Genomic DNA, 13,192 nt, shown 5'->3' with positions numbered 1-13,192 from the left:
TCCTCTTAAGTATATTTATAGGAAACTTCCTAACTTGAGGACTCTTGAAAAATCATTTGCATGAGAACATCACTATTTTCTATTTCAGCAATATTTTTGACCTTAGTATTTACCACTATTTTTGTTCCAAAGTCTTTTTCCGCGGAACCTAATACTTCTACTGAATTAGTGGAAGCAGGTAGCAGTCAGGAAGGACATTCTGAAAATGTAGATAGTGAAGAAGAGGAAAGTCATTCGGCTCCGGCTTGGACGGTCATTCCTTTCGTGCTACTGCTTTTAATGATAGCAACAGGGCCATTGTTTTATGAACATTTCTGGCATAAAAACTATCCTAAAATTGCAGTGATTTTGGCAGTATTAGTAGTGAGCTATTATTTATTTGTAATTCACAATGTGCATAGTCCTGTTCACGCTGCATTTGAATATTTTCAATTTATTTCTTTGTTGGCTTCCTTATATATTGCTTCAGGTGGTATTGTTATTAAGGTGAATAAAAAGTCAACACCTGTTGTGAATATTGCCATGCTTTTGATAGGTTCAGTTGTGGCTAACTTGATTGGAACTACAGGGGCATCAATGCTTTTAATTCGCCCATTCATTCGTTTAAATAAAAACAGAATAAAAGCTTATCATATTATATTCTTTATTTTTATGGTCAGTAATATTGGAGGTTCTTTAACCCCAATTGGTGATCCACCACTTTTCTTAGGGTTTTTAAAAGGGGTTCCTTTTTTCTGGACACTAGAACACAACTGGCCAGCTTGGATATTTGCTCTTTCAATATTATCGGTAGCCTTCTATTTTCTTGATAAAAGAAATAAATCAGGAGTTGAAGAGGATGAAAATGAAGTTTTTGATAATAAGATCACTATCACAGGGAAAAGAAATTTCATTTGGTTGGCGGTGATTATCGTTTCTGTTTTCATTGATCCTAATGTTTTCTCATGGGTGCCTGGCATAACTTATGATGGTCAGGAATTCTCATATATTCGTGAGATAATTATGCTTAGTGTGACCTATCTGTCTTATAAATTTGCTAAGGATAAAGTGCATGAGCTTAATGAATTCAGTTTTGAGCCAATTAGAGAGGTTGCATTTATTTTCGTGGGTATTTTTGGTACTATGATGCCGGCATTAGACTTAGTAGGAGATTTTGCAAAATCTGAAACTGGAGCTGCTTTAATCACTCATAATACACTCTATTGGGGAACAGGTGTTCTTTCCGGCTTCTTAGATAATGCACCTACTTACTTGAATTTCTTAGCAGCGGCTATGGCTTCACAAGGGGGGAGTATTTCTGTATTAACTGAAGTAACTCAATTTGCAAATGGGGGTGTGTTTTATGACTCAGTTGCTGATTTGACAGCAATTTCAATTGCAGCAGTTTTCTTCGGAGCTATGACTTATATTGGAAATGGACCTAACTTCATGGTGAAATCAATTGCTGAACAGGTTGGTATTAAAATGCCGTCTTTCTTTGGTTATATTATCAGATTCTCTATTCCTTTCTTATTGCCTTTACTACTATTGGTTTGGTTGTTGTTTATTAGGTAAAATAAATTTCAGGTATAAGAATTATTAAACTTTTACAAAAGAAAAGTACAGTAGCATTTTCTTTAGTTTATTTAAAATTTTGGGTACTGAATCCATCCAATTTTAATGATTCTGTGTCTATGATTTAACTAAAAAATGCTGAAATGAAATATCTGCTTTTACTTCTTGTTCCATTTTTTCTTTTCAATTGTAGCCAAGATGAAATTCAAGTTATAAAAGGTGATTTTGAATTCATTTCTGAATATTCAGCCTTAGTAACTGTAGGTGGCATTGTAGGTGTAAGAGAACGGACTTTTGAAATAGGTGAAATGTATAAAGGAGTAGATATAGAGGAAGATTCTATAACCATAAGAATAGCTGAGCATACAAGGTTAAATGACGATTGTCCTAATACTTCGTGCTATCAAGAATTCTTAGAAGTACCTCGCGATTTTCTGAAATTAGTAAAGTAATAATACCTAAACTCCTCAGAAAAGTGCTTTATATTATAACTATAAATTCCTTTTGGATGATTTCCAACTTTGATGGTCGTAAAATCTTTGTGTTAGATTAGAAGGAATTAAACTCGCTTAAAGAAAGAATCCACAAATTCCATTTTGTTGAACACTTGTAAGTCTTCTACTTTTTCGCCTACGCCAATATATTTAACAGGAATTTTAAATTCTTCGGAAATGCCAATTACAACTCCGCCTTTGGCAGTACCATCTAATTTTGTAATGGCTAAAGCGGTAACTTCAGTGGCTTTAGTAAATTCTCTAGCTTGAATCATGGCGTTTTGCCCTGTTGATCCGTCTAATACTAATAAAACTTCATGAGGAGCTTCATTCACAAATTTCTGAATCACCCTTTTAATTTTGGATAATTCATTCATCAAATTCACTTTGGTGTGTAACCTTCCAGCAGTATCGATGATGACAATGTCAGCTTCTTCTTGAACGCCTTGTTTAACGGCATCAAAAGCTACTGAGGCAGGATCGGTATTCATTCCATGGGAAACGACAGGGACATCGACTCGTTCTCCCCACATTTTCAATTGGTCAACTGCAGCAGCACGGAAGGTATCTGCGGCACCTAATATTACTTTCTTGCCTTGTTTTTTATATTGAGCTGCTAATTTACCGATTGTAGTAGTTTTGCCAACGCCATTTACACCCACAACTAATAAAACGTATGGTTTTTTGATGTCTTCAGGTAGAGAAAAGTCTTTTAAATCTTGAGTATTGTTTTCAGATAAAAGCCCAGCAATTTCTTCTCTAAGGATTTTATCTAATTCACTTGTGCCTAAATATTTATCACGCGCAACTCTTTCCTCTATTCTACCAATAATTTTGACTGTAGTATTTACCCCTAAATCAGAACTGATCAGAATTTCCTCCAATTCATCCAAAACATCTTCATCAACTTGAGATTTACCGACTACGGTTCGTCCAAGTTTAGAAAAAAAACTTTCTTTAGTTTTTTCCAGACCTTTGTCTAGGGACTCTTTTTTTTCTTTGGAGAAAATCTTGAAAATACTCATTCTTTTATGGTTTAAAGGTAATGGTGGTTAGAGGCTTACAATAATACGAAATTAAAGCGCTAAAGTAATTAAGAAAAGAAAAGAAACAGAAGTGGGTAAACAAAAAAAGTCCCAAAAGAGGGACTTAAATCAATTTAAACCTTAAAAACTGTAATTAACTTTTAAGTGCCTCTTTGGCCATATCCAAAGGTACCATTTCCTCACGGAAAGAATATCCTCCGTTTTTTGACTTCACCGCTTTGATTACTTTAGCGTAACCTTTAGCATCTTTATCTTTTAAACTTGCTACTACTTTCTTAGCCATGATTACTTAATTTCTTTGTGAACAGTATTTTTCTTCAAAATTGGGTTGTATTTTTTCAACTCCAATCTTTCTGTAGTGTTTTTTCTGTTTTTAGTAGTGATGTAACGAGATGTACCCGGAGCACCACTTTCTTTATGTTCAGTACATTCTAAAATTACCTGAACTCTATTTCCTTTCTTAGCCATTGTGCTTTATATTTTTGAGCAATAGAAAATTATACTAATACATTACCGTTTTCACGTGCCTTCTTCAAAACTGAAGTGATCCCATTTTTATTAATGGTTCTGATTGCGCTAGTAGAAACTTTTAATGTAATCCACTTATCTTCCTCAGGAAGGTAGAACCTCTTCTTTTGCAAATTTGGCAAAAACCTTCTTCTGGTTTTATTATTTGAGTGTGAAACATTGTTTCCCACTTGAGGTCTTTTTCCGGTAATTTGACAAACTCGTGCCATATCTATCTAAATTATTTTTGTTGTCGATTTCAAATTGGTCTGCAAATATCGGCAATATTTTGATAATCACAAACCTTAGCTTAAAAATACGTCCTTATTTTTTTTGATTTGCAAGGGATTGCCGTCCCATTTTGTTAGATTTACATTTTAAGAGAGTGCAATTTACGAATTTTTAAACAACAAAGCTATGATTGAAGAAATCAAGAACAGTCAACAAGCCATTGACATGGAGAATAAGTACGGAGCTCATAATTATCATCCCCTACCTGCTGTATTAGCCAAAGGAGATGGTGTTTTTCTTTGGGATGTAGAAGGAAAAAAATATTATGACTTTTTATCTTCATACAGTGCGGTTAACCAAGGCCACAGTCATCCAAGAATTTTAGAAACCCTTAAGAAACAAGCAGAGACTTTAACTTTGACTTCAAGGGCTTTCCACAATAATATATTAGGCCCTTTCCAAAAATATATCACAGATTACTTCGGTTTTGATAAAGTGTTACCCATGAATTCGGGTGCAGAGGCAGTGGAAACCGCTTTGAAAATCGCCAGAAAATGGGCAACTGAAAAAAATGGAGTAGCTCCAAATGCAGGTAAAGTAATTGTTGCTGAGCAAAACTTCCACGGTAGAACGACTACTGTAATTTCGTTCTCTAGTGATGAAACTGCCAAAAAGAACTTTGGACCATATACTCCTGGGTTTATTAAAATACCTTATAACGATACGGAGGCTTTAGATAAAATATTACAAGGAGAAGATAACATTGTTGGATTCTTAGTAGAGCCTATTCAAGGTGAAGCTGGCGTTTATCGTCCAGATACCGATTATTTAAAGAAATGTAAAGAAATATGCCAAAAGCATAATGTGTTATTTATTGCCGATGAAATCCAAACAGGAATTGCTAGAACAGGTAGTTTATTAGCTGTTTGTGGTGATTGTAGTTGTGAAGGACATTGCGAAAAGCAATCAACTTATGTGGAGCCTGATATTTTGATTTTGGGGAAAGCTCTTTCTGGTGGGTTTTATCCGGTATCTGCTGTCTTAGCAAATGACCCGATCATGGAAGTATTAACTCCAGGAACTCATGGTTCTACTTTTGGGGGAAATCCTTTAGGAACTGCCATTGCTGTTACTGCTCTTGACGTGGTGAAAGATGAAAAATTAGCTCAAAATGCTCGTAAACTAGGACAGCTTTTTAGAGACAGAATGCAGAAATTTGTTGATAAATCTGAATTTGTGAGCTTGGTAAGAGGAAAAGGGTTATTAAATGCCATAGTAGTCAATGATTCTCCTGACAGCTCAACTGCCTGGGATATTTGTATGGCCTTAAAAGAAAATGGCTTATTGGCTAAACCAACTCACGGAAATATTATTCGATTTGCTCCACCTTTGGTAATAACTGAAGAGCAGATCAATGAATGCTGTGACATCATTGAGAAAACGATTACTGAGTTTAAGAAAAAGTAATCTTAAAATCATCTCAAAAATTAAAAAGCTCGGAAATAACTTCCGAGCTTTTTTTGGTTTAATTAAAAAATCTTAGATCATAAAACCGGCCCGGTCTATTAAAGAGCTTCCCAAAACAAGGATTTAGTGTTGCAATGATTAAAATTTTCTCATTAATAAAACTTTAATCTTACTCTATTGAGTTTGTAACTTGTTCGGATCACCCATAGTCGATGAAAAACGACTAATATCTAATTATTTTTAAGTAGTTTATCTTTTGCTGACTTTATGTTTAATTTTATTTAAGTGAAAAGCTGCATTTTCTCTCCCCATTCTAACTATTGAACCTTCGCCAAATTTATCCAGTGACAATTCATAATAGTTATATACGTAATTGGATGGTAATATGAGTCGGCATATTTGATCATTGGAATTCTTAATACAGACTTTTATTTCTTGGCCATTCGGTATATTCAATTGAATTGAGTCATACCTTACTAAGTCGTATTCATTGCCCCCTATTTTAAAAAACAAAGGTGCTTTATACTGTCGCCTTTTAACTCTATAAAATATAACATTAGTTGAATCTTGAGCCAACGCACTATTAAAGCTATGTGCTCTTAAATTATAACTATTTACTATAGATTTTATATAATCTGAATTGAATTGGAAGTAATCTGAATTCACTTCATTAAATGCAATTTTATCATCTGCAACAAATTCTTTAAGATTGGCAATCTTTTCTTTCTTCTTCCTTGGAATCCCTCCACGATAGAGTACTTTCTTAAAATCACCATTTTTTTCCAGATATACATGCTCTGTACTTGTATTGATGTTACCATTCGGACTGTAAATACTATTATAATCTACTTTCCGATAATATTTTATTTTGCCCTCTAATTCTCTCTTGTATAATTCATAGGTGTTTTTACCTTCACCAATAGGAATAAAATAATAAAAGGAGCCTTCATAAGTATTATAATAATAGTCAATTTCATCAATTTGATATTCTATTTTACCTTTGAAAAATGGTTGTGAGGTTATAACCTTGTTGTATTTGGCTTTAACTGAATTGACAATAATCTTTTCTCCATTTTTGGTAATCAAGTAATCTTGAGCAAGACTAATTTGGGAGACAAAAATTACATATACTATTACTAAATACTTTCTCATTATAGTAAACTGGACATTTACGATTATTCTAAATTGCTAAAGTAATTAATTTAAACGAAATTATTTTGAGCAAAGAAAAGCTATATGTATAACCAACGCGCGGTTTCTGCCTCTAAAGCAGATATTCACAATCTCTTCAAAAACCTTGATAGATGACTTATTGATTAAACCAACCCACGGAAACATCATTCGATTTGCCCCTCCTTTGGTAATTACTGAAGAGCAAATAAATGATTGCTGTGAAATCATTGAGAAAACGATTACTGAGTTTAAGAAAAAGTAATCTTAAAATCATCTCAAAAATTAAAAAGCTCGGAAGTTACTTCCGAGCTTTTTTTGATTGTTAGCTATATATTTTGTTATTCATTATCTGATCGAAAAATGTAAAACCTTTTATCTTAATCCAAATCTTCTAGCAACACCTCTACAGCCTTTGCTAATTGACTGTCTTTTCCTTCAATCAATTCACTTGGCATATTTTTAACTTTTACATCCGGCTCTAATTGTTGATTTTCTAAATAATTGCCATCCATATCCGTAACGCCTACTTGTGGAATACCAAATACTAAATTAGGATTAATCTGTCTTTCCCACCATACGGCAGTGGTAGTACCGGGAACGGGCATACCTATAATTTTACCAATATCAAGTGCGCGATAAGTCACAGGAAAGAAATGTGCATCAGAATAATTACCTTCTCCCACTAAAACGACTGAAGGTTTTTGCCATTTACCTTGCGGTTCCGAACCAATATGTTGTCCACGAGGCATTAGTTTTACATATTGCTCACCAGATAATAGGGTAGCTAAATCATCGTGTAACCACCCACCGCCATTGAAACGGGTATCTACAATTACGGCTTCTTTATCGTTATATCGTCCTAATAATTCGGAATAAACTTCTCGAAAACTAGAAGAATTCATACCTCTTACATGAACGTACCCCAAGCGGCCACCTGATAATTTTTCAGTAGCTTCTCTTCTTGATTTCACCCATCGTTCATAACGTAAGTTGTTTTCCTCGTTTAAACTAATGGCTTTTATTTTTACCGTTTTAGTTTGGTTGGATTGCGCTTCCTCTATTTCCAAAACTACCGTTTTACCAGTTTTGTGATTAAGTAATGGAAGATAATTATCATTTTCTGATATAGTTTGGCCGTCTATCTTCTTAATAATGCTACCTACACTAATCTTTTCACCACTGATAGCTAAAGGTGATTTGTCCATAATTTCAGCAATTTTTATACCTGCACCCGTGTAGCTTAAATCTTCATAAATACCTAAAGCAGCTGTTTGATCCCCTTTATTATCACTATGGTAATAACGGCAACCAGTATGTGAACCATTTAACTCACCCAAAAGCTCTGACATTAATTCTGCGAAATCCCTGTCATTATTAATGTGTGATAATTTTGGTTGATATGCTGCTTTCATACCTTCCCAATCTACACCATGTAAATCCTTTTTATAGAATTTCCTTACTACTTGTCGCCACATGTGCTCAAAAATATAAGCGCGCTCTGCATTGGCATCTAAATACATTTCTGCTGTGTATGACACTCCTTTGGTTTTGCCATCAGCTGTTTTTACTTGAGAAATACCTCCGCCAGCCATCACATAAATATTTTCTCCTTTTTCATCCATCACCATAGCGGCATCTCCTCCTTTAAAATTACCAATGGTTTTAGTGGATTTCTCACGGATATTCAATTCCCATAAATCCACACTATTGTCCCTAGAGGCTAGATAGTACAATTTTTCACCATCTGGTGAAACTTTCATCCCATTGAGAAATGATGATGAAATAGTTAATTTTTCGACTCTATCTTCTAAGTTATCCCATTCAATTTTTACAGGATCTATATCATCTTCCTTTTTAGATTTCTTTTTATCATCATTTTCAGGCTCGTCCTTCTTCTCTTCTTTCTCTCGTTCTACCAATAAATCATATTCATCTTTGCTTAGCTGAGCACGATCAAAAGCTTCCTTCGTAAGATACATGGCGTACACATCTCCTTGTGAACCCCAGCTTCCATGAGATCGGAATCCTTCTCGATCTGAATAATAGATAAGTGCTTTGCCATCTAATATCCATTGTGGACCGCCTTCAGCATAACCGCTTTCAGTTACATTTTTTACTTCTTGAGTTCCATCAGCTTTAACTAATCCCACTTCGGGAACCCATCTTTTTTTATCAAGAAATTCTACGGCAAACCATTTACCATCTGGTGACCAATCATAATATTGATCTCCATCAGAATAAGAATAATTTTTATCTCCAGGTAAAACAGTGCGTGACTGACCGCTAGCTAGATTTAAAACTTTTAATGTGGTTCTATTGCTTAAATAAGCTACTTCTTTCCCATCCGGAGAATATTTAGGCTGGAAAGTTTCTTCCTCCTTGGCTAATAGAGCTTTCTCATTTAGTAGTGTAGAGGCGTGAAAATAGGATTCTTCATCATCTTTAATTTCAGTTTCGTATATATTCCAACTCCCATTTCGTTCACCTGCATAGATTAGTTTTTTGCCCTCTGGGTGAAAATGTACTGAACGCTCCTGTTCTGGAGTATTGGTAATTCGTTTAGTCATTCCACTCTCTGTTCCGGTTACAAAAACTTCTCCGCGGATAATAAACGCTATCTCTTTTCCATTTGGTGATAAGGCCATTTCTGTTGCACCTGAGCTCATTTTCTCGAGCTGTGTAACAACTTCTTGCTCATATGGAATTAGAACATTTACTTTTTCTGGTGTTTCTCCTTCCTTCACGGTATAAATTTCGCCATGATAGGTGAAGGACAAAGTCCCTTCTTCAGAAATACTTAAAGAGCGTAGAGGGTGAGTTTCGAAATTTGTAATTTGAACCGCTTCTTCTGAACTACCTGGTTTCATTTTCCAAACATTAAAAGTTCCGGATCTCTCACTTAGGAAATAAATGTGTTCCTGATCATCTGACCAAACTGCTTCTCTATCTTCCCCTTCAAATTCCGTTAATTTTTTGTGAGATTTATCTGCAGGATTATACTCCCAGATATCTCTAGTAATGGAGGAAACATGATGCTTTCTAAAATAATCCTCATAGCCTTTTAAATCCATATAAAGCCATTTATTCCCTGTTTTATTAACTGAAACAGCCTCCAAAGGGATTGGGATTTGCATTTGAGGCATGTCACCCTTTAAGTTGACACTATATAATTGAGAAAATCTACCATAAGGAAACTGTGAGTTATCAACATTCATTTTCCTTCCTGAAGTGAATAAAACTGATTTTCCATCAGCAGTAAAGCTTTCTGGTAAATCGTGGTTGGAATGGTGGGTTAATCTGTTAGCTTTTAAAGTTTCAGTAGAATATAAAAAGACATCAAAATTTCCATGCCGGTCAGAGGCAAAGGCTATATGTTTTCCATCTGGAGACCAAATGGGTTTATATTCATAGCTATTATTAATACTTATTGGAATGGCTAAAGGCTCATCTTTGCTGACCGAATAAATATTTCCTTTATAAGAAAATGCTATCTCTTTTCCATTAGGTGATATGCTGGCATAACGCATCCATTCTGGTGTATTTTGTGCCATAAGTGCTGATGACAGCATACAGAAAATTAGTAGACTGAATATTTTTTTCATGATTTGCGGATTATTTTATTTGATAAGTTAAGATAGTGATTATTTTCTAAAGCAAAATGCTACTTGTGAAGAATGGTAAAGTTTGCTTTTAAAGTGTATTTATCTGGAAGGAAATACAGAAGGAAATTATTTTTTAACTTAAATAACATAAGATAAGTAACACCTAAAACCAAAAAAGAATAAACTGATACTATGGTATTAAATCCGAATGGGGTCATTTTAAGCTTTAAATATATTTCTGTTAGATATGAAAAACTACACCTACAATTAGTTTCCTTTCTTCAATCCCCTTAATTTTGTATAAATTTTAGAATCATGTCCGATAGATACAACCAACGTGGAGTTTCTGCCTCTAAAGAAGATGTTCACAATGCCATCAAAAACCTTGACAAAGGACTTTTCCCACAAGCTTTTTGTAAGATTGTACCCGATCACCTAACTGGGGATGAGGATTATTGCACCATTATGCATGCGGATGGCGCAGGTACAAAATCTTCATTGGCTTATATGTATTGGAAGGAAACTGGGGATATTTCGGTCTGGAAAGGCATTGCTCAAGATGCTATCATCATGAATATTGATGATTTACTTTGTGTGGGATGTACCGATAAGATATTATTATCCTCTACTATTGGAAGGAATAAAAACTTGATTCCGGGTGAAGTAATTTCTGCCATTATAAATGGTACAGAAGAGGTTTTACAAATGCTAAGGGACAATGGCGTGAATATTATCAGTACAGGCGGGGAAACTGCGGATGTTGGGGATTTAGTAAGGACTATTATTGTGGACAGCACCGTTACGGCTCGAATGAAAAGAGCAGATGTAATCTCGAATGATAATATAAAAGCCGGACACGTGGTAGTAGGTTTGGCTTCTTACGGTCAAGCAACTTATGAAAATGAGTACAATGGAGGAATGGGTAGTAATGGACTGACTTCCGCCCGTCATGATGTATTTAGCAAGGAATTGATGGCTAAATATCCTGAGAGTTTTGATCCTTCTGTTCCAGATAATTTAATTTACACAGGGTCAAAAAAATTAACTGATAAAGTAGATCGGGTAGATTTGGACGCTGGAAAACTAGTTTTATCACCTACACGAACTTATGCACCAGTCATTAAGAAAGTGTTGGAAGAACAGTCAGGTAAAGTGGCTGGAATGGTGCATTGCAGTGGTGGTGCACAAACTAAAGTGCTTCATTTTGTGGAGAACCTTCACATCATCAAAGATAATTTATTTCCTACCCCAACTCTCTTTAAAATGATCCAACAAGAATCTGGAACAGATTGGAAGGAGATGTATAAAGTTTTCAACATGGGGCACAGAATGGAGCTTTATGTGGAAGAAAAAGATGCGCAAAAGATTATCGATATCTCCGAATCTTTCAATATTGATGCTCAAATCATCGGAAGGGTAGAAGCTTCAGCTCTAAAGCAAGTGACGGTTAAGAGTGAGCATGGGGAGTTTGTTTACAATTAAGAATTTTTAATTCTATTCAAAACTAAAAACTCAAAATAAACTAAGAATCCAATCACTATTATTTCACCCATAAAATATAGCAGCCCTACAATGGTGAGTTGATGGGATAATGCAATGATCAGAACTGTTGTAGCGACACAATACAATAAATTTGCAATGGCTATTGCTTTCAAAAATGGCTTCCAGTTTCTTTTGAGCATAAAAAAACAGCTAAAAGAATAAATACAAAATACTACAGCAATTAAGGATAATGAAATCAATATTTCTCTAGGCATTCCAATGTATTCCTGAAATGTTGTGAAAACTATTCCTAAAATTAAGGCAGTAATGATTGCCCCAATAGCATCAAGCAAAAATATTTTTAGAGGGGAATCGAGTAGTAGACTTTTCATTTAATTAATGTTAATTGCTAGTTTCATACTCCTTTCTCATCCATTCAAAAATAGGCTCATATAGCTCTTCAATTTTAGGTTTGTCTTTGCTCTCGTATAGTCTGATTAATTCTTGATTGAATTCTCTAAATCGAATGAATTTTCTGTTTTCAGTAATGAAGTCAGTAGGATATTGAATAATCGTATCCATATTTTCTTCGCTATAAGTATCCAATGCATATAAATTAAAAACTCCCCATGTCATATACTCATTAAATGTACTATACTTGGATGGGTAAGAGCCTCCGTTTTGACCGTTCCAGTTTTTATAGTCATCCATAGCCTCATCCAGCTCATTCAAAAATTGGTCTGTTACAGGATTTACATAATTGTGGTCTATTTCTGTAAAAACTATTCTTGAAGAAAGACTAGAAGCGGTTTCAAATTCTTTAGGTGATAAGTTCGCTATATTTTCTCTGGGAGCGCTCACAAACATAAAAGTTTGATCCATGCTTCTATCGGAATTCGGAAAGCTTGTTGTACTATGGAATCCACCAGTTAATGGCGAAAAAATAATCCGATAAGATTGATACTTAGATGTAAATTTCTTTTCTAACCAAGTCTGCATTCCCTTAAAATCGCAGAGTTCATTATAATTATTTATTAACTTACTGTAATAGCCTTTATGCTCTTTATAAAAGTCCTTAAAGTTTGATTTTTTGGCAAAATCCTCAATTAAGTTAGTGTTAAGTGATGGAAAGAAAACAGATGTGCTAAGAAAATACTTTGTTGCCGGATTAATATTTATGAACCCATTATCAATCAAGGAATTTTGATTATCAATATCAAGACCTAATGAAAGCATTCTTATTGCATGCTGATTATTTCCATAAGGATTTTCTTCAAAGGCTTTATTTAATTTCAGCACCAAATCATGATTTTCAAATTCTTGGAAATGGTTTCTAAAATCTTGGTAGTAGCTACTACTGCTTTTAATTAAATTAGGATCATTTTTGAAAGTTCCTGTCAAACTGCTGGCAATTTGCATAAGCTCATAAACCTCAGGAACTTCAACTACTATTTTATCCTGATATTTCTCTTTGATATTCACAGTAGGATAAAAAATATTCATTGTCTTTTTTTCGACATATCTAGGATTTACTAAGTAGATTATACCGAAAACAACAACTATTGATACGAGCCCTAAAACCAGCCATAGAAATAATTTAATTATTTTTTTAATCATTTTTACTTGTTTAAACTTT

General features: G+C 34.4%; 13 protein-coding genes. 5 read left to right on the top strand and 8 right to left on the bottom strand.

Annotation, left to right across the window (positions count from 1 at the left end; translation table 11 throughout):
* The first annotated feature begins 60 nt into the window (after positions 1 to 60).
* Together QYS49_RS01305 and QYS49_RS01300 are read left to right on the top strand one after the other, a co-directional pair.
* A complete protein-coding gene (locus QYS49_RS01305) occupies positions 61 to 1,554 on the top strand; it encodes a sodium:proton antiporter (protein WP_308349819.1) in 1,494 nt (497 codons plus the stop codon).
* Between the two features lie 143 nt (positions 1,555 to 1,697).
* On the top strand, positions 1,698 to 2,006 hold the full coding sequence (locus tag QYS49_RS01300) for a hypothetical protein (RefSeq protein WP_308349818.1): 309 nt from the start codon (positions 1,698 to 1,700) through the stop codon (positions 2,004 to 2,006).
* A 107-nt stretch (positions 2,007 to 2,113) separates the two neighbouring features.
* On the opposite strand, the gene ftsY is transcribed toward QYS49_RS01300, so the two are convergent.
* From ftsY to rpmB, 4 genes are all read right to left on the bottom strand, one after another.
* Positions 2,114 to 3,073 carry a signal recognition particle-docking protein FtsY gene (gene ftsY, locus QYS49_RS01295; protein WP_308349817.1) on the bottom strand — a complete coding sequence of 320 codons (960 nt, stop codon included), beginning with the start codon at positions 3,071 to 3,073 and terminating at the stop codon, positions 2,114 to 2,116.
* A gap of 154 nt (positions 3,074 to 3,227) precedes the next feature.
* Complete coding sequence (locus QYS49_RS01290; protein ID WP_308349816.1) at positions 3,228 to 3,377, bottom strand: DUF4295 domain-containing protein; 150 nt, start codon at positions 3,375 to 3,377, stop codon at positions 3,228 to 3,230.
* 2 nt (positions 3,378 to 3,379) lie between these two features.
* Positions 3,380 to 3,562 (bottom strand): 50S ribosomal protein L33, encoded by a 183-nt coding sequence (rpmG, locus tag QYS49_RS01285; RefSeq protein ID WP_085518014.1) that lies wholly within the window; start codon positions 3,560 to 3,562, stop codon positions 3,380 to 3,382.
* 29 nt (positions 3,563 to 3,591) lie between these two features.
* The gene (gene rpmB / locus QYS49_RS01280) at positions 3,592 to 3,831 is read right to left on the bottom strand and encodes a 50S ribosomal protein L28 (protein WP_296620451.1); all 240 of its coding nucleotides are present in this window, start codon (positions 3,829 to 3,831) and stop codon (positions 3,592 to 3,594) included.
* Between the two features lie 187 nt (positions 3,832 to 4,018).
* Between rpmB and rocD the strand changes: the two genes are divergently transcribed.
* A complete protein-coding gene (gene rocD / locus QYS49_RS01275; RefSeq protein WP_308349815.1) occupies positions 4,019 to 5,299 on the top strand; it encodes an ornithine--oxo-acid transaminase in 1,281 nt (426 codons plus the stop codon).
* Between the two features lie 249 nt (positions 5,300 to 5,548).
* Here the strand turns inward: rocD and QYS49_RS01270 are convergent, their stop codons facing one another.
* Positions 5,549 to 6,451: a hypothetical protein gene (locus QYS49_RS01270; protein ID WP_308349814.1), complete on the bottom strand. Its 903-nt coding sequence runs from the start codon at positions 6,449 to 6,451 to the stop codon at positions 5,549 to 5,551.
* 145 nt (positions 6,452 to 6,596) lie between these two features.
* Between QYS49_RS01270 and QYS49_RS01265 the strand changes: the two genes are divergently transcribed.
* On the top strand, positions 6,597 to 6,734 hold the full coding sequence (locus QYS49_RS01265; protein WP_308349813.1) for a hypothetical protein: 138 nt from the start codon (positions 6,597 to 6,599) through the stop codon (positions 6,732 to 6,734).
* Between the two features lie 115 nt (positions 6,735 to 6,849).
* Here QYS49_RS01265 and QYS49_RS01260 read toward each other — a convergent pair whose 3' ends face one another.
* Positions 6,850 to 10,074, bottom strand: a complete 3,225-nt coding sequence (locus QYS49_RS01260; protein WP_308349812.1) for a S41 family peptidase — start codon at positions 10,072 to 10,074, stop codon at positions 6,850 to 6,852.
* 315 nt (positions 10,075 to 10,389) lie between these two features.
* Between QYS49_RS01260 and QYS49_RS01255 the strand changes: the two genes are divergently transcribed.
* Complete coding sequence (locus tag QYS49_RS01255; protein WP_308349811.1) at positions 10,390 to 11,556, top strand: AIR synthase related protein; 1,167 nt, start codon at positions 10,390 to 10,392, stop codon at positions 11,554 to 11,556.
* Here QYS49_RS01255 and QYS49_RS01250 read toward each other — a convergent pair.
* Both QYS49_RS01250 and QYS49_RS01245 read right to left on the bottom strand, forming a co-directional pair.
* Positions 11,553 to 11,948 carry a hypothetical protein gene (locus QYS49_RS01250; protein ID WP_308349810.1) on the bottom strand — a complete coding sequence of 132 codons (396 nt, stop codon included), beginning with the start codon at positions 11,946 to 11,948 and terminating at the stop codon, positions 11,553 to 11,555. The two genes, QYS49_RS01255 and QYS49_RS01250, sit on opposite strands and share 4 nt — an antisense overlap.
* Positions 11,949 to 11,958: 10 nt before the next feature.
* Positions 11,959 to 13,059 carry a DUF4932 domain-containing protein gene (locus QYS49_RS01245; RefSeq protein ID WP_308349809.1) on the bottom strand — a complete coding sequence of 367 codons (1,101 nt, stop codon included), beginning with the start codon at positions 13,057 to 13,059 and terminating at the stop codon, positions 11,959 to 11,961.
* Positions 13,060 to 13,192 lie beyond the last annotated feature (133 nt).

The organism is Marivirga salinae, from assembly GCF_030503855.1.
Lineage (GTDB): Bacteria > Bacteroidota > Bacteroidia > Cytophagales > Cyclobacteriaceae > Marivirga > Marivirga salinarum.
The sequence above is the reverse complement of the archived record's forward strand: the minus strand, read 5'-3'. Positions and strand labels throughout refer to the sequence as shown.